16 protein-coding genes, 2 pseudogenes and 1 riboswitch are annotated in these 15826 nt (G+C 41.3%); of the genes and pseudogenes, 3 read left to right on the top strand and 15 right to left on the bottom strand.

Going from position 1 to position 15826, the window contains the following annotated elements; all coding sequences use genetic code 11:
* Positions 1-7 precede the first annotated feature (7 nt).
* Complete coding sequence (locus GTQ43_RS32820; RefSeq protein ID WP_265276917.1) at positions 8-1828, top strand: hypothetical protein; 1821 nt, start codon at positions 8-10, stop codon at positions 1826-1828.
* 49 nt (positions 1829-1877) lie between these two features.
* Here the strand turns inward: GTQ43_RS32820 and GTQ43_RS32815 are convergent, their stop codons facing one another.
* The 10 genes and pseudogenes from GTQ43_RS32815 to GTQ43_RS32770 all read right to left on the bottom strand — a co-directional run bounded on the left by GTQ43_RS32815 (position 1878) and on the right by GTQ43_RS32770 (position 9145).
* Positions 1878-2132 carry a hypothetical protein gene (locus tag GTQ43_RS32815; RefSeq protein WP_265276916.1) on the bottom strand — a complete coding sequence of 85 codons (255 nt, stop codon included), beginning with the start codon at positions 2130-2132 and terminating at the stop codon, positions 1878-1880.
* A 130-nt stretch (positions 2133-2262) separates the two neighbouring features.
* Complete coding sequence (locus GTQ43_RS32810; RefSeq protein WP_265276914.1) at positions 2263-3081, bottom strand: hypothetical protein; 819 nt, start codon at positions 3079-3081, stop codon at positions 2263-2265.
* 252 nt (positions 3082-3333) lie between these two features.
* Positions 3334-3696, bottom strand: a pseudogene (locus tag GTQ43_RS41900) (GNAT family N-acetyltransferase); the annotation flags it as partial.
* On the bottom strand, positions 3642-3833 hold the full coding sequence (locus GTQ43_RS32800) for a hypothetical protein (protein ID WP_265276913.1): 192 nt from the start codon (positions 3831-3833) through the stop codon (positions 3642-3644). The gene GTQ43_RS32800 and the pseudogene GTQ43_RS41900, both read right to left, overlap by 55 nt.
* A gap of 32 nt (positions 3834-3865) precedes the next feature.
* Positions 3866-4987 (bottom strand): fatty acid desaturase, encoded by a 1122-nt coding sequence (locus tag GTQ43_RS32795; RefSeq protein WP_265276912.1) that lies wholly within the window; start codon positions 4985-4987, stop codon positions 3866-3868.
* A 226-nt stretch (positions 4988-5213) separates the two neighbouring features.
* On the bottom strand, positions 5214-5654 hold the full coding sequence (locus tag GTQ43_RS32790) for a hypothetical protein (protein WP_265276911.1): 441 nt from the start codon (positions 5652-5654) through the stop codon (positions 5214-5216).
* Positions 5638-5847: pseudogene (locus GTQ43_RS32785) on the bottom strand (GTP-binding protein); the annotation flags it as partial. The pseudogene GTQ43_RS32785 and the gene GTQ43_RS32790, both read right to left, overlap by 17 nt.
* 136 nt (positions 5848-5983) lie before the next feature.
* Positions 5984-6985, bottom strand: coding sequence for a methyltransferase domain-containing protein (locus GTQ43_RS32780; RefSeq protein WP_265276910.1), 1002 nt, complete (start codon positions 6983-6985; stop codon positions 5984-5986).
* A 22-nt stretch (positions 6986-7007) separates the two neighbouring features.
* Positions 7008-7262, bottom strand: a complete 255-nt coding sequence (locus tag GTQ43_RS32775) for a hypothetical protein (protein WP_265276909.1) — start codon at positions 7260-7262, stop codon at positions 7008-7010.
* A 282-nt stretch (positions 7263-7544) separates the two neighbouring features.
* A riboswitch (cobalamin riboswitch) is annotated at positions 7545-7688 on the bottom strand.
* A 191-nt stretch (positions 7689-7879) separates the two neighbouring features.
* Entirely contained in the window at positions 7880-9145 is a 1266-nt protein-coding gene (locus tag GTQ43_RS32770; protein ID WP_265276908.1) for an AIPR family protein, read from the bottom strand.
* Between the two features lie 229 nt (positions 9146-9374).
* Here GTQ43_RS32770 and GTQ43_RS32765 point away from each other — a divergent pair, with 229 nt between their 5' ends.
* Positions 9375-10673, top strand: coding sequence for an IS4 family transposase (locus tag GTQ43_RS32765; protein ID WP_265273659.1), 1299 nt, complete (start codon positions 9375-9377; stop codon positions 10671-10673).
* Positions 10674-10871: 198 nt separating this feature from the next.
* On the opposite strand, the gene tumE is transcribed toward GTQ43_RS32765, so the two are convergent.
* The 5 genes from tumE to GTQ43_RS32740 all read right to left on the bottom strand — a co-directional run bounded on the left by tumE (position 10872) and on the right by GTQ43_RS32740 (position 14891).
* Positions 10872-11255, bottom strand: a complete 384-nt coding sequence (gene tumE, locus GTQ43_RS32760; RefSeq protein ID WP_265276907.1) for a toxin TumE — start codon at positions 11253-11255, stop codon at positions 10872-10874.
* Positions 11245-11475 carry an antitoxin TumA gene (tumA, locus tag GTQ43_RS32755; RefSeq protein WP_265276906.1) on the bottom strand — a complete coding sequence of 77 codons (231 nt, stop codon included), beginning with the start codon at positions 11473-11475 and terminating at the stop codon, positions 11245-11247. The genes tumE and tumA overlap by 11 nt, the downstream gene beginning before the upstream one ends.
* Before the next feature lie 344 nt (positions 11476-11819).
* Complete coding sequence (locus GTQ43_RS32750; protein WP_265276905.1) at positions 11820-12071, bottom strand: hypothetical protein; 252 nt, start codon at positions 12069-12071, stop codon at positions 11820-11822.
* 268 nt (positions 12072-12339) lie between these two features.
* The gene (locus tag GTQ43_RS32745) at positions 12340-13290 is read right to left on the bottom strand and encodes an RpoD/SigA family RNA polymerase sigma factor (RefSeq protein ID WP_265276904.1); all 951 of its coding nucleotides are present in this window, start codon (positions 13288-13290) and stop codon (positions 12340-12342) included.
* Between the two features lie 293 nt (positions 13291-13583).
* Entirely contained in the window at positions 13584-14891 is a 1308-nt protein-coding gene (locus tag GTQ43_RS32740; RefSeq protein ID WP_265270371.1) for an NF041680 family putative transposase, read from the bottom strand.
* 481 nt (positions 14892-15372) lie between these two features.
* On the opposite strand from GTQ43_RS32740, the gene GTQ43_RS32735 reads away from it, so the two are divergent.
* Positions 15373-15822 carry a hypothetical protein gene (locus GTQ43_RS32735; protein WP_265276903.1) on the top strand — a complete coding sequence of 150 codons (450 nt, stop codon included), beginning with the start codon at positions 15373-15375 and terminating at the stop codon, positions 15820-15822.
* Positions 15823-15826 lie beyond the last annotated feature (4 nt).

Here is a 15826-nt window from a genome sequence, read left to right as displayed (position 1 = left end):
AAAGAACATGCAGCAACAAATACCAATACTAGGAACCAAAGAAACGGCACTTTTACGTGGCGATTACCCCAGTATTGAGTATTTGGAAGCTGGAAATATCGCCTCTTGGCTACAAGAAAGACAAGACCAGTTGTTGATTCGTGCCAGAGATGAACGCAACGAGATGAATCTCGCTAAGTTCATCACATTGGCCACCGCCCTTACTGGTGCGGTTTGCTATGCTACATCTCCTCTTGCTCCAATCGGTGCGGTTGTTGCAGGGGTTGGTTATCTTTGGTCAATTGTTCAGGACTTAAACGATACCCATCAATTTGCACCCATCCCTTTTATTCGTGGTGACTTCTTTGCTTTCCTTTCTGCAATGGGTGATAGCGTCGCACGGGCTGAATATTTCGCTAACCAAAATGAAATTGCTGACTTGATGCTTCATTTGCAGCCAATGTCTAAATATGAGTTTGCTATGCTCAAGCAATCTTCTCATGTTTTATGCGAATACCTGGGTGCTGTTGGGTCAGGAAAACGATTTTACGCTTACCGTTGGTTACTTGATTGGTTTATTCAGCTACGTGGGCAGTTTCCCACCCGTGAGCAATTGTCTGGGCATTTAGCGCAAGTGACAATTGACCCACGAGTTAACTACCAACAAGTAACAGTTATTCAAGAGGCCATACAACCGCAAAATCTTGGTATCCCACAAGCTCGATTTGCTCAATTACCAAATCATGCTGTGGGAGCAAGGTTTGAAGAGGAAACAGGGCACAATGCTAAGAGTGCAGGGGAAATTTCTCCCATGCCCTCTGCTCCCATGCAAAGTGCTTCTTCCCCTCCAGTCAATACCGATATCTCCATCTACACCACTAAACCCCAAGTGCAGTATGACCTAATTGGGCATATTGCTAAGAAAGTTACCAATATGCTGTGGGTTGGTGTCCCTGGTTCTGGCAAGGGTATCACCATTAGCAATGCAATCGATGCTATTAAGCGACTGCATCCTGGCATACACATCTTTTATATTGACCCGAAAGGTGACGAGAAAGAAACCGGTTATTTCAAAGGTCGTGTTGATACTTTTAAACGAGCTAAAATCCTAGAAATGTCTCCGGTCGAAGCCGTTAAATGGGTCAAAGAATGCTTTACCGAATTTCAAAATATCTCTGGCTCCAAGCTGATTATTTTGGATGAAGGAACGGCTGTCTGTTCCAAATTTAAAAATACCAAGGGTGAAATTGGTTGGCTCAAAGACAAAATCATCTCTTACTGTTCTTGCGGCGATAGTTCCGGTTGGCATTTCTGGATTGTTGTGCAAAATCCCCATACTGACGACTTGGGCATTTCTGGCGGACTGCGATCGCAGTTAACGTCTGTAGCGTTGGTTCATCCTGATAACGTCCCAGCTTACAACGCCATGATTGCCACTCAACTCATCCCCAGCGATCGCAAGATTACCTCAACCCAAGTAATGGAGATTGCTGCACAATCACCAGTCGGTCGAGCAGTTTATTACGGCGGCATCAATGAATGGATACCAATGCCTCTGTTAAAGAATTTCTCTGGTTATGACCGGGATACCAAAAACTTTATTGACTCTGCACCAAGTAATAAGCAAACCTCTCAAGCTGAAACTAAAGAGTCAAGCACACCAACAACCCAAGCTCAACAGATGTTGGCGCTTTTGGAGAAAACGAAAGCCAGTTCCATTGATGAGTTTATCCAAACCGAGTTGAAATTAGACGGAGTTCCACCAGAGCTGATCCGAAAAGGAATTGAAAAATTACTCCAAAATTCTCCAATTAAATATAAGTTCAATGCTTGGAATAATGAAAACTGAGAATTTATATCAGGAGAAAGATATCCAACCGAGTGTTTCATCAAAAATTTCAAGCCGCTTTGATAATAACCCATTTCGAGTTTTTGATATTCTTTAGGTATTTGTCAGCATACCGGAAAGCTGCTGCCTTATTGTATTTTGCTATATTCAGTGCTTGTAACAATACGGGTAAAGGAATTACCACTTGTGTGAGCTTTTCGGCTAATATTACTGACTCTTCTTCTGTTGCTGCTACTATCGCTTCTAACGGTTCAAATTTTATTTGCTTATTTATACGGTTATCTAGCATTGTAGTATCAGCCATAAATCCACCTTCAAAACTTGTATAATGCAGTTTTACTGAAAGGCAGCAAGAATGAATCCGTGTTTGTGCGGGACTTATTAATTAGCTAACTTCATAAATCCGCACAATTGCCGTAGCGAGCGCATTTTGATTAAAAATCTCGTCCGCCATCTTTTTCCAAGATTGAAATTAATTCAAACACTCGCATATTTTCTCCCGTCCAAACTTGATCTAGTAACCGCAAATTTTCAAGAGTTAAGTCGCTCTGTTTCACTATCGATACATTTGCTTTGCCCAGTGCCATCAACAAATCTTCAAATACCACTAAGCCATTAAACTCCAAACCTTGAATCTCGGCTGATGCTAAGGCTGACAATCGCTCACCACAAATCTCAATCATGAACCAATCACAAAAATCTTTTTCCAGCAATGGATGACGACCACCGATCCCTTGCATCAGCCATAGACCATAGATACTGGCTGTCGCATCATCCATTGTGGCTAAACGTTTAGCTGCCACCCTCCCAAGATTCTCAAAAAATCGCACACCTAAAGCTTTTTCTAACATCTGCATTGACTCTGGTAGTGCATGAGCTACAACAGAAATTTGGCTATTTTCTAGTTGTTTATAATGATAATTTTCTAAATATTCATTTGCCTCATTTGATGCCAACATCCTACCATCTGGGTGTAAGTTGAAATCAACCCCTGGCTTGAAACCTCCTTGAACTAGTTTTTGAGTCATGCTTGTCGATACATCTTTTACGGCTTGTTGATAACTTTCTTTACCTACGTATTCTTGCAAGAACCAAACAAAATTTGCATACTCTACTTGCACGAGAGCTTCTTTGAGAATTATTGTCTCATCCTCTAATTGTGCTATGGTTAGGATTTTTTGAATTCCTTGCAGATTCTGACAAGAAATCGCTTCTATCAACTGCTGTTTTAGGAGTTCATTTTGCTCTTTCATTTATTCCTTGACTATCCGTATCATACTTTTTGTGAAATGGTATTAGTTGACCCTGCTGGAGAATGAACCGAATTCCGGCAATTGGTTCAACCTTTTCATACTTAAACTCTTGATGACGTGAACGTGGAACTGCGATCGCAAATACTACAGCACAAACAAAGAAACTGACTGCGTTAACGAATAATGTATTGACAGTTCCAATCTAGCTAATTAACCTTATACTCTTCTCGAAAAGCCACTACCCAGATCAGGTTAGGTATTGTCATTGCCGCTATTAACTGCTATATCAAAATGCAACACGTCTTCACGATCGCCCAGCTTTGTATAAAGTTTAATGGCTGGATCATCACCAATATCCGCTTGGACGAAAATGACATAAGCTCCATAAGCTGCTGCTACTTCCTTTAGCTTCTGAATTAATGCCGTTGCGATCCCCTGCCGTCGGTGTGCGGGGGCAACAGCGAGATCGTAGATGTAAATCTCACTGCGCTCCTGCTCGAACTTTTTAAGCTCTTATGCAGTAAGACCGCCAACGACCTCACTTTCTTTCAATGCAGTGATCACAATAAAGTAGTCAGTATCGAGCAGTTGCCGCAGGTAGTCTGCGCTAGGTCGGGAAATACTTTGTCGCCACTAATATCAAAATAGTTACCCGTTTCTAAATCCACAAAAAACATCCCTGGCTTGAGGAAGCTGTAGCGAGCCATCAATGCATTAATTTGAGATTTTATTTGTAGTATTTCCTCACTCACCTAAAGGAACTACCCCAGTAAACATAGAAGCTTTACGCTTCGTTGGCTCTCTCTAGGTCGATGGATTGTGCCGCTTGACGAAACGATGCTATCGACGTGAGGCGATTGGAAGGACAGTCCCACAGAATGTATTTGAAGCAATCAGGAATATCTACCATTCGCAGCGTTTTTGCACTTCTAAGCAAATGAATATTTTGATTGTGGCAAGCTTGGAGGTTGTAATTGGGGATTCTGTCGCAAAGATGATGAATGTTATGGTAGCCGATATCGGCGGAAAACCACTTTAAAACGGTGGGTAACTTCAGATAACTGCTGCCCTTAATTGCTCCTTCAAGATAGTCCCACCCTTCAGTTTTGTGGGCGTAAGAGCCATCAAAGTTGTGCTGAACAAAGAAGACGCAGATGAGGATTGCCGCAGCACAAGTTAGCGTGATTGAGTAAACGCTCACGAAAAAACCAAATCCAAGTAAATACCCCAGAAAAATCCAGATGCCGACTACACAAATGTTATTGAACAACAGATGCCAAAATTCAGCCGCAGTGTACCAATTTCTAGACTTATGAGAGGAGATGATTCGAGGTAAATCCATAAAAGGATCTTGCTGCAAGCAAGTCAGTAGATGAGTGATAAAATCATATATTCCGGCAATCAGGGCGAGTCTTGGCTTAATCGCCACATAGAAAAAACCTCCCGGAAAGATCATGAATGGGTGCCTCAGTAATTCATAACGCCTTTGGGCAGATGGACTAAGGCGAGCAAACTCCTCAGTAGAGAGTAATGCACTAGGACCGCGATAGCGTTGCCAATCACCGTTGGTTTTGTGGTGATAGGCATGTCCTCTTGACCACGGATATTGAGGGATCGCGTTGATCACCCCCAGAATAAAACCGATAATTTGATTAACCCTTTTTGAACGAAAGAGTGAATAGTGTCCGCAATCATGCATTAAAGAAAAACAACGCGCTGAAAACAGCGTCATCAAAACTATAGTAGGCGCAAGCAACCAAAAACAAATAGCAGCTGCTTTGTATGCTAAAAACCATAAAACCACATAAGGCACAACCGTATTCAGAATTTGACAAGTTGCCCGCAAGTCCTTGCTGTTCATGTAAGGACTCAGGACAAAATCCGACTTTTTCACTGCGGTTTCCATTAAATAAAACTTTCTCCTAGCGGCTGAAGTTCTTTTTGGGGTAAGTTGAAATAACTGGTAGCATTGACTTGACAGCGCCGCCTAATGTAGGATAGCGCACCTCGTACAAACGGAGATAGTCGGAATTTGTGAGTCCCATGTAATAATCTATCGCCGCATTTTGGTAGCGAGTAGGTTTCGGAATCTTGCTTGATTGTGCTTTGAGTATTGAGGAATAAACTAAGTATTAGGGCATTAAGCTTGGTTGAAATTCTGACCAACGCTTGCAAACTTGTTCGTAGCAATCGGGTGGAGTAATTTTTAATTGGTGTAAAAAAGTAACCTCAATCTGAGGTTCAACTTTTAGCACCAGAAGAATATCTTGATGGGGATTGTATGTTGCGACTGCTGGGAAAATGGATGAGATTATAGATGAGTTAAGTGATTGTGATCGCAAGTAAAACCCAATCAGATCCCAGGGGAGAAATTGGAGAGTAAAGGGAACTGTATCAAAGTTTGTAATTGTTGACTGAGTAACTTTAGTATCCACATCACAAATAACAATTCCCCGCCCAAATGACTGAAATCCCTTCCATCCTGTGTAACCGATTACCAGCAGATTATTATGAATAAAACTATTTTGCCAGTAGCCAAAATTTCCTTGCCAGACACTATTGGATGGTCGCATTGACTTCCTCCCGTAGCAGCAATGGCTTAATGCGAACCTGCTCAAGCTCCCGTCCAATCAATACTAATTGCGTTTGATGGGGTTCCTGGGGTTGCCAAAGACGGTCATAAAAGTAGTCAAATCGATTACCAACACCCTGTAGTACTAGACGGATAGCTTTCTTTGGAACTGCTACAAATCCCTTAATTCGATAATTCATAATTTATAATTCATAATTACATTTTGTGATGGGGATTTAGCTAGGCTTCAATTTTTTCTGCCTCTAGAAGTAGGGAACTTAAACCCCCAAACTTAGTTAAAATCCAAATATTGATAAATAGCTGCGATCGCTACCTAACCAAGCTTGAGGGATTTTGGTTAGCAAAGTTTCTGTCCATGAATTCTGTGCTTCCATTTGCGCGCACAGCCCGGAACATTCCAAATCGACATAACCCTACACCAAACGCCAAACGCATCAGTAAAAGCGTCGGTACCTCGCGCACAGACTTGATGAAACCAGACAGCCCAAAACGCACTAATCCCTCTGGTCGAGCCACTCCTTGCCAAATCGAATCGAACCAAGAAGGAAGGGTTTCTTGCGTCCAGTCTGCCGTAATTACCTCCCCTTCAACCAATTCTGTTCCTGCCAAAAGCTCGGAAAAACCTTCAATGCTCGAAAAAGCTGGATGAGACCACTGATCGAGGAGTTGGCGCATTACTCGTTTCTCCCAAAAATTTAGCGGCTTTTGGCGGTCATCCCTCTGATTCCAGTCAGCTACAACCAACATTCCACCAGGCTTTAGCACCCGCATTAATTCTCTAGCAAAAATGGTTTTATCTGGCATGTGGGGGCCTGCTTCGATTGACCAGACCACATCAAAACTGGCATCTGCAAACGACAATGCCATTGCATCATCAACCGCAAACTGGGCATTTAGCCCAAAGGGTGTTAATTCCTGGGCGCGTTTCACCTGAATAGGACTGATGGTAATCCCTGTGACAGCAAACCCATAATCTCGCGCTAAAATCCGACTACTGCCGCCAATACCACAGCCAACATCTAAGACGGTAGCACCAGGGGGTAATTTTTCTATTCCACCCCATTTGACCATTTCATGTACAAAGTCAGATTTAGCAGCCAGAAAATCTTTTCGTCGTGGCGGTGAACCGTAGTGACCAAGGTGAATGTGTTCTCCCCAATAAAACTCAACGATCCCGTCAAGTGTCCATTGATCGTAGGAATTGGCAACTGTGGATGAGGATTGATACTTGCGGGCAGTTAGGAAATAAGCCGCAATTCCAATTACTAATAGCAGAAAAAAAACAATTACAGAATATAATAAACTTGGCATTTTTTTGAACGCTCTTGTACACCTATTTGAGTCGATCCAACGGTTTACTCATTGCTGCTCGTCCTGAATCAGAGGAGTGATGTCGTAACTGCCCACGGTCGGCAATCGCAATATAAATCATCCGATACATCGAAAATGCAATATTTTGAACATCTTGAATAATTTTCCCTTGCAGTAGACTGGGCTTGTGTTTGCCTTGAGGAAGAGCCGTTTGTTTAACAAAGGGATGAATAGCAGTAGCAATCTTCCCAGTTCGGTGAAGATAGAATTTCGGCATGATAATTAACTGAACTATTAATTTAGTAACTTAGCAATTCCTATGCGTGATTGGGAAGAGTTTTTTGTTGCTGTGACTATATTTCAAGTGATACTCTCATCCTGGAGTGCCGATCGCGATCGCTGGATCTCAAGACACAATTTCTACCGAAAATTAACCGCTTACCCTCTCATAGAAAGTCGTAATCTGTAGCGTCTTGATATATGGGACTATGAGAACGTAAAGCTGAGTAGTTGTATAAACCTTCATAAAAATACTTATCTGTGCCTCGCAGATGTACAAAATTTACAAGTCAACTTCGGCGGGCATTCTGACTCACAAGGCAAGCCTTGTTTACAGCTGCGGGACAGCGCCGGATTTACACCGGACTTTCCCCGTTTCCTCTAGCGACTGTTCCCCACTAGAACCGAGATTCATCTGAATACTAACATAACTGCGATTTGCTTGCATAAAAATCAATGGCCGGTCTATACTTGCATTTGCTATTAATCGGAACAAGTCTCATTCTTTATCAAGCGTTTATTTTCTACTCAGCGTTGCGGGGTCGTTTCTTATTGCTTAGTAGATATCTTGCAAAACTAACAAATGCCAAAATATTGGGGTGTTAATTAGCTGGGCTATTTAGGGACAGTAGTCGCGTTGAGTTCATCCCTTTTCCCTTTTCCCCTCTTGCTACTACCTTGTGTCACCTTCGCTTCTGACTCTTCCTTATTGGAGTTGACCATTTTCACCAAGTGCTGATTTAGATAACTCTGCGCTGAGATATACAGACTTTCCCAAATCTCTTGATTGCGGCTGATTTTTGTTCCTACTGTATTTCCTGCTGTTTTCTCTGACACTAAGTATTTACGGAAATAGTTCGTCCACAGGTGTTGCAGAAAATCTTCGGCGAATTCGTTAAACGGCAGAATCCATTTGTAGTCCTTATCCAGAAATACCCGATAAGATGCAATTATCGGTAGTGCCAGGTCAGTTGGCGCACCAAACCCGAATGAATACTTGCTGTCCGGCAACAACGTTGTTTTACGTATATCTATTGATGCTAAATCGTTCACACCCTTTCTTCTGGGGTTGCTGATATGTTCTTGGATTATTTCGTACAGTCTTTGCTCTATCCACAAAGCCTGAGTCAAGAGAGGCAGTAAGGCGGTTAATCTTTCCCTTTCTGTGTCTGTGATTTGAGAGGGGATACTTGTACCTGTCGGGTGTTTGGTTCGTTTATTGCCGTCGGGGTTGTATCTGTTTCTATCTAGGCAGTTTATCAACTTCAGCAAATGGTTCACATTGCACTGGGCATTTCTGGGAGCGCTGCTTTGGTTTTGGTAATAGGCTATTCTAAATTTTCTCTCTTCTTTCTGTTCTAACTGCGCTAAATACTGCTTGATGAATTTGTAATCACCCCTAGCGTTGACTTTGGAGCGAGAATCTACTGGCGTTGTGGTATTACTTGCCAGGGCTATGTCTAGGGCTGATTCTTCAGTCAGTCCGATGTGAATCGTAACTTTTACTCTGGCTTGGGTTAGGTCATATTTGTAATTTTTCGCTTGCTCAAAGGCTAAAACTGTATGCCCACCGTTGATAATACCGTCGCTACCCCCCTCGTTAGCTTCTAAGACTTCTAGCTCCAGTTCAGTTTTGTTCTTGACAGGTTTAACAATATTAGCTGACAGAACGATTCCACTATGGCGGGAGAAGAATTTTGCAGGTTCGGTGGTCAGTGAGTCGAAGATTTGTCTGTAGGTCGCGCTTTTGCGGTTCGGTTCGCGGATGTTCGGTTCTAGGGGTAGGTCTGTGGGGAACGAGTCTACATGAGCAGTGGCGATGATGCAATTGGAGTTGGCTTGAATATAGTTATCTATTTTAATGTTCCAAGTCTTGGGCATAGTTTGTTTCTTGATGGAATTAAATTCTATGTTAGCGCTGCTGTAATCTTAATTATTCTCTTTCCATTGGTGACAAGTTAAGGAAAAGGAGAAATTGTCAAGGGTGATATTTGTAGTGTTCAAAAATAGTGGGAAACTCAATCTAGACAAGTAATTGAGCGATTGAGACTTAGCCATGACCACCAGCAAAAAAACCAATAGAGACCATGCCAAAAAGAAACACAGACCAATGGTGGAAGACGAAGTAATTGCAGAGCAACTGGAAAGATTACTGACACCAGCGATTACAAATCAAGAAAATTACTACCGAAAACTAGGACTCAGGGAACGGATACTGAATTTACCATTGATGATGGCTGCGGTGCTGACCTTGTTATGGAGAGATGTAGCAGGAGTCAGGGAACTGACAAGAATGTTAGCCAGAGACGGTTTTCTGTGGTGTAATCCCACAAAAGTTAGTCAACAAGCAGTATCACAGAGATTTTTGACATTTCCATCAGAATTATTTGAAAAAGTATTTAAAGATTTATTGCCTAGTTTGAGAGCGGCTTGGCATAGTAGAAATAAACGTCCATTACCAGAAAGTATTCAGTTTACATTATTAAAATTCGAGAAAATTTGGATAGTAGACGGGTCAACACTGGAGGCATTGTTTAGGAAAATACAAAGTTTAGAGGAAGCTCAAAGAGGACAATTAGCAGGAAAGATGAGTACAGTCATTGATTTAATGACCAGATTACCTGTAGAAATTTGGTTTGAAGAAAATCCTAAAGCTTCTGATACTAAACTAGAAGAAAATATCCTAAATTTAGTTAGAGCCGGAACTTTACTCTTATTAGATAGAGGTTTTTATCACTTTAACTTTTGGCATCAATTAATCGAGAATAAAGTTGACTTTATTACCAGAATAAAGAAAGGAGCAGCAATCAAAGTAGAACAGGTGTTGACAGATAGTTATGGACTGCGAGACCGGAAGATACGTCTCGGTTCTGGCACTAAAAAGACTCCGTTTATAACTTTACGTTTGATTGAAGTAAGGTCGGGAAAAACATGGCATTCTTATTTAACCAGCGTCCTAGACCCTCATGTTTTACCCCCTTATGTAGTAGCAGATTTATATCGGCGGCGTTGGCGAATTGAAGATGCTTTTAATATAGTCAAAAGACTCTTGGGGTTAAGTTATTTATGGACAGGTTCAATTAATGGAATTAAGTTACAAATTTGGGCGACGTGGTTATTTTATGCGGTTTTAGTAGATTTAGGTGATGCCGTAGCGGATGAACTCTCTCTACCCTTTGATGAAATCTCATTAGAAATGATTTATCGTGGTCTTTACCATTTTACAATGGCTCATCAAAAAGGTAACACAACAGATACTATTAAGTATTTTGCTGACCCTCAAAATCGAGATTTAGGTATTATCAAACAGAAGCGAAAACCAAACGTTAAGTTAATTGTCGCTCCTTTTCCTGATCTCCAACGAGGGTCTGACCAGTTTTTTTTCAGCGATTCTCTCAAAGCCTCTTGACAAAAGACTTACAGCTTTAACTTGTCACCAATGTTCTCTTTCTTAAATCAGAATAAGCTACCAAAGTAGCCAAATAATAAACATCTCAAATCTATCTCTATTAAACCTGTTATTATATCATGGTGAGCATTTTATCTAATTTTGATTAGTTTAGAGATAATATACCTTCTTTGGCTCTTAGTACAGGAACTTATCCACCTATTTCAATAATTCAGTTATTTCTTTTAATACTTGAGTAATTTCCGGTTTCTGAGAACTAATCACATCATTTGGTAAATGCTTGTGATGCGGAAAGGTAGAGATATCAGGAAAATGCGGCGTACTATCATAACGGAAAACCAGGCAATTTCGTTCATCCTGAAAATGGTAGCGATAATCAAGAAATTTCAACTGATTGTCTGTGATTACTATAGCTTCGTTAATTTCTAATAAGTGTGTTTGAGCGAAACGCAATCTAATTCTTAAATTAGCCCGAAGGGATGTTAAAATTTCTTCTTCATAACGTTCTACATAAAGATTTGGGCATTGAACAATTGCTTGTTCTACTTGATCGAGATAATCAGATAGAATGTTAAGCGGCATAGTTCAATCTTTGCTCTATTTCTTGACGCAAAACCAGATAATGGCGGTAATCGTTTGCCCATTCTATAAATAGAGCATCATCTGATAATGTTCCCTGGTTATACTGATAAAAAAAATCTTCAGAGTCTATTTTTTGCTGGTTTTCATACACACTGAGTCGCTTGGCAACGGCAACCAAAGCATCTAAAGATGATGTATATTGAATGGTCTGTTTACGCATTTTATCTTTACTTCAAAATCATCATATTTTGATTATAAGTGAGCGCCACTCCAAAATCTCCTCATCGAGCGCTATTAAAATTAGGCAATTTCTCATCAAATGATAGCTATTGTGGCGTTCCTGTATCGTCACTGCTACTGCTTCACTTACTTTCGTGCGATGGCGTAACCGCTTTTCCCGGTGGCGTTCGTCGAACACGAGTGCGTCTCGTAGAGAAGACCTGTCGAACGCGAGTGCGTTCCGCAGGAAAGGCATTGCCTCTCGTACCACTTCGTGGAAGCAAGCTACGCGTTAGCGTCTCTGAAAGAGAAGAGAAGGTATCGCTCAAAACCATGAGGCAAAAATCACCCAGCGATATCCTTCCCACTCTTGTAGTTCATCGCTCTGGGTTTCCTCTTGCCTATAGGGACTATTTTCGATTGCTTGGGAGGTTGAGGAGGACGGCATTTTTCACAGTAGAGCGGTCGCACACCAAAGGTTTCTCGTTGTGTGGGTTGTTCGCACTGCTTACACACAAAGTTGAAAACGCGAGTATGAATTTCCCGCTTGTGCGCTCTGACGGTGTACTCTCGGACTTCAATAGTTTTGCTGGGCATCGGTTCTTTCTTTGGTGTTCTATTTATAAGGATAGTTTCTAGATAGCAATATATTCATACACCATTTGATTGAAACAGGGGCAATCTGATGGTTTTTGGTCGGGGACTAAGCAGAGGCTATGCTGCTAGAAAGTGCGGGTACGCGATCGCACTCCTGAGTGCCGCAATTGGAGGCATCTAAAAAGGCAGTGGCGACTGCTTTTAGTCTTTGAATTAGCGAGTTCGACTTATATAAATGAAACTAGAGTCCAATAACCCTTAGTTAGTCTTAATTAAGAAGATAATCTTTAATCTTGTTTTGATGAGAGCGCAAAATTTTTAAACCTTGATGTTCAGTTTTACGAATTGTCTCCAGACTTTGATTTAGGCGTTTTGCAACTTGACTCAAAGTCAATTCCTGATTATCTTCCAATCCAAAACGTAGAGTCAATACTTCTCGTTGCCTTGGCTTAAGCAATGCCAGCAACTCGCTCAAGTCCTGGTGTAAAAGCTCTTGAGTAATTTGCTCATCTAGGGAAATGCTATCCATCGGCAAAATATCGACTAGTTCACTTTCACCCTCATCTCCCACTCGCATTTCTAATGAAACTGGAGACTTGGAAACCTGAAGGTAATCTCTTATTTGGCTTGGCAATAGATTCAACGATTCGGCAATTTCTGCTACAACTGGAGGACGACCCAAAGACTGAGACAGTTGCTGCTGTATTCTCCTGATTTTGTTTAACTTTTCGTTGATATGAATTGGTAAACGAATAGTGCGAGACTTATCTGCTATAGCACGTGTTATTGACTGGGTAATCCACCAATAAGTATAGGTTGATAGTTTGTAGCCTTTGTTAGGGTCAAACTTTTCGATTCCTCGTTGCAGTCCCAGTGCCCCTTCTTGGAGCAAGTCGAGAAAATCTAAATTGTGGTTCTGGTATTTTTTGGCAACAGAAACCACCAATCGTAGGTTAGCTGTCACCATTTTATGTTTAGCTTTTTGACCTTGTTGAACGATTGACTGTACTTCAGCTTCGGTTTGCCCAAGCGAGGTAGCTAATTCTCTTGTGGTTGGTTCTCGCTTTAATTGAAGTGCAAGGCTTGAGCGCTGTTCTTCAATCGCCATCATCTGCTGCACAAGCCTAGCATTTGTAATTTCTTGCTCAGGAGTTAGCAGAGGGTAGCGTCCGATTTCTTTGAGGTAGGAACGAACTAAGTCCGTAGTTGGATTGGGCATACTTTCAATTAATTGTGACGACTACTTTTATTTTTCGTTTGAATAGAAATTTTTATTTCAAGAATTAGCTAGCAAATTAAATCTTAACCATAGACTTAACCCAATTTTTATCTTTGGAAAGCAAGTTTATAACTATAATACTTGAAATCTAAAAATAGGTAAATATTAAAAGCTGTTTTATTTGACAATTAAGCTTTAAAGCAACAGACTGGAGTTTAGACTAAGCAATGGAAAATGACCCAGCAGGGCTGAGTTAATCAGAGACTTAGCAAAAGTATGAAGAATCTTGGGTATTAAACAGCAACAGATGGTTCTTTAGGTGGTCGTGCTACTGTTTTTTTAACAATGGGACATCGGTTTTTACGGTGACGCTTCTTTCCTTGTTGCCAACCGGGAGACTTTCCGCGAGGTTTGGGTGCAGAGGTGGGAGTACCAATGGCCGCAAAAACTCCACCTATAGCTTGAGCAACTCTTCCAGGGGTCAATTTATCTAGAGACTTCTGCCAAGGTAAAGGATTGTCAGTAACGATATCGCGGGCTAACCACAATTCCCAAGTCATCAGAGGCATGAGGTCACTCCACCGTTCACTTTGCTTAGGAGTACCAAAGTTTGGTACAGTCCAATGTAGACGCTGCTTCAAAAAGCGATACCAGTGGTCAATGGTAAAGCGACGCAAGTAAAGACACCAAACTTCTTCTAAGGGTGGCATTTCTTCTCCTACCCAAGCCAACCACAAAGGTTTGGACACTCTCATGTTACCTTGCGCGTCCAGACGTTCAACTCTGATGATTAACATTGGACGTGTAGCAGCCTGACGGAAGTGTAAATCTTTCCACAAGCTCACACGCACACGTCCTAATTTTGGGTCATTTATTTCTAATACAGATGTTGCTTCATTCCATGTTGTGGGCTCATTCAGTTTAAATTTATCACCATGCTTTTTAGGTCGCCCCTTTCCCGAATAAGCTTTTGGTTCACCCCATAAACACAGATTTGAACGCAACCGAACGAGAATATCTGCTGGAATATTCGCAGTTTTTAAGATAAAAGGCGCACAACCATATTCACTATCCCAAACTGAAATCGGTCTGGTAGGCAAATATTTACACACCTGTTTGAGTTGCCAAATTGCTTTCCCAATAGGACTTTCGGCACTTGTGATCCGTTCATGTCTTAATGGTAATGCCCAACTTCCCTCATTTTCAGGTATCCAGGCAATTGTGCTATATCCTTGACCAATGGTAATCGGTTTATTTCCTGCTATGGATGTGCCACTATGCTCATAAGTTCGCTCTTGCAACCTGACGGCATCTGGGCGTGACCAGTTTGTGTGATCTCCTGCTAACAATGGTCGTCCCTCTGCGGGGATTTGTTTGATATATAGCTGCATCAATTTCTGTCGCTGTGGCCTACTATCTTGTAGTGCCTCATAGATACTTGGCCACTTCCTTCTAAATACTGGCGATAGGGACAATTCTGCTAGGCAATAAACATTTCTAGTTAGCAATATGGCATCTGTCAACTCAAAAGTTGCATCGTGTGCTCTGCCTAAATATTTGTAGACTGCTTGACGGAATTCTTCTAATCTGGCACGTTTCATCTTGGCATCTGAGTAATGGTAGTTCGTTTCTCAGCTTCTGCCAAAAGGGGGCCTGTATTCAATCAGACACCCCTTTTCTTCTTGCTTATTATATGATAATGATAATCGAATAAGGGGGGTGGGAGAGAAACGAGCGTCGCTCGTTTCTCTCCCACCCTTTTCATGATTATCATTATTGTATTATTTTCTGAGCAGGTATACTACACAATAATTGTTAAAGGTCAGGATGCTTTAAGGCTGACAAGATAATATTTTTAACCTCTAATTCCTTTTGATTTGCGTTCTCTCATATCGCTTTTAGTCTAAACTCCAGAACAGAGAAGTTTGACTAAATTAAATCAAAGAGACGCTACGCTAAATTTAGAGTGAAGTCCTCTCTTGAAGAGAGGAGACGTTCAAATTCGCTTCATATTTGGACAAGGCTCAAAGACGCTTTGCGTAAATCAATTGAAAATTACAAATACTTAGTTGATAAATAATCATGGATATGCAATCTCTGCTCACTTTGACAATAGTAGCTATCTTTTGGGCATTCGTTACTCTCGTCATGTTCCAGTTCATTAACGGACTATTTGTATCGGCTGCTTATGCTAGTAATGTGGTTTCGGTTGGCAATCTAAATATAGCGGCTTCTACAATTCCATCAGTATCAGAAAGAATCACACCACAACAAGTTCAGACTTTTGAAAAATTGCCAGATCCTTGGATGTTAGAGGATGAAGTTGTTCATCGTACCAGTAACGAAGCAGTTATTATCTCATTCCCTATATTAAGATTACTGCCTCCAGTTAAAGAAGTTTCACCACAACCAAAACGTACTACTCGTTCAAATAAAGCTAACAATGCTGCCAACAAGTCACTGAAAACTAAACAGGCTGATGTAAAGTCTTCAGGCAAGCGCAAGCCAGGTAGACCGCGTAAAACTGCTTAATTCG

Source organism: Nostoc sp. KVJ3, assembly GCF_026127265.1.
Lineage (GTDB): Bacteria > Cyanobacteriota > Cyanobacteriia > Cyanobacteriales > Nostocaceae > Nostoc.
The sequence above is the reverse complement of the archived record's forward strand: the minus strand, read 5'-3'. Positions and strand labels throughout refer to the sequence as shown.

Coding starts and splice junctions, on each gene's coding strand:
- GTQ43_RS32820 (WP_265276917.1), top strand. CDS start 8: ATGCAGCAACAAATACCAATACTAGGAACCAAAGAAACGGCACTTTTA.
- GTQ43_RS32815 (WP_265276916.1), bottom strand. CDS start 2,132: ATGGCTGATACTACAATGCTAGATAACCGTATAAATAAGCAAATAAAA.
- GTQ43_RS32810 (WP_265276914.1), bottom strand. CDS start 3,081: ATGAAAGAGCAAAATGAACTCCTAAAACAGCAGTTGATAGAAGCGATT.
- GTQ43_RS32795 (WP_265276912.1), bottom strand. CDS start 4,987: ATGGAAACCGCAGTGAAAAAGTCGGATTTTGTCCTGAGTCCTTACATG.
- GTQ43_RS32790 (WP_265276911.1), bottom strand. CDS start 5,654: ATGCGACCATCCAATAGTGTCTGGCAAGGAAATTTTGGCTACTGGCAA.
- GTQ43_RS32780 (WP_265276910.1), bottom strand. CDS start 6,985: ATGCCAAGTTTATTATATTCTGTAATTGTTTTTTTTCTGCTATTAGTA.
- GTQ43_RS32775 (WP_265276909.1), bottom strand. CDS start 7,262: ATGCCGAAATTCTATCTTCACCGAACTGGGAAGATTGCTACTGCTATT.
- GTQ43_RS32770 (WP_265276908.1), bottom strand. CDS start 9,145: ATGCCCAAGACTTGGAACATTAAAATAGATAACTATATTCAAGCCAAC.
- GTQ43_RS32765 (WP_265273659.1), top strand. CDS start 9,375: ATGGTGGAAGACGAAGTAATTGCAGAGCAACTGGAAAGATTACTGACA.
- tumE (WP_265276907.1), bottom strand. CDS start 11,255: ATGCCGCTTAACATTCTATCTGATTATCTCGATCAAGTAGAACAAGCA.
- tumA (WP_265276906.1), bottom strand. CDS start 11,475: ATGCGTAAACAGACCATTCAATATACATCATCTTTAGATGCTTTGGTT.
- GTQ43_RS32750 (WP_265276905.1), bottom strand. CDS start 12,071: ATGCCCAGCAAAACTATTGAAGTCCGAGAGTACACCGTCAGAGCGCAC.
- GTQ43_RS32745 (WP_265276904.1), bottom strand. CDS start 13,290: ATGCCCAATCCAACTACGGACTTAGTTCGTTCCTACCTCAAAGAAATC.
- GTQ43_RS32740 (WP_265270371.1), bottom strand. CDS start 14,891: ATGAAACGTGCCAGATTAGAAGAATTCCGTCAAGCAGTCTACAAATAT.
- GTQ43_RS32735 (WP_265276903.1), top strand. CDS start 15,373: ATGGATATGCAATCTCTGCTCACTTTGACAATAGTAGCTATCTTTTGG.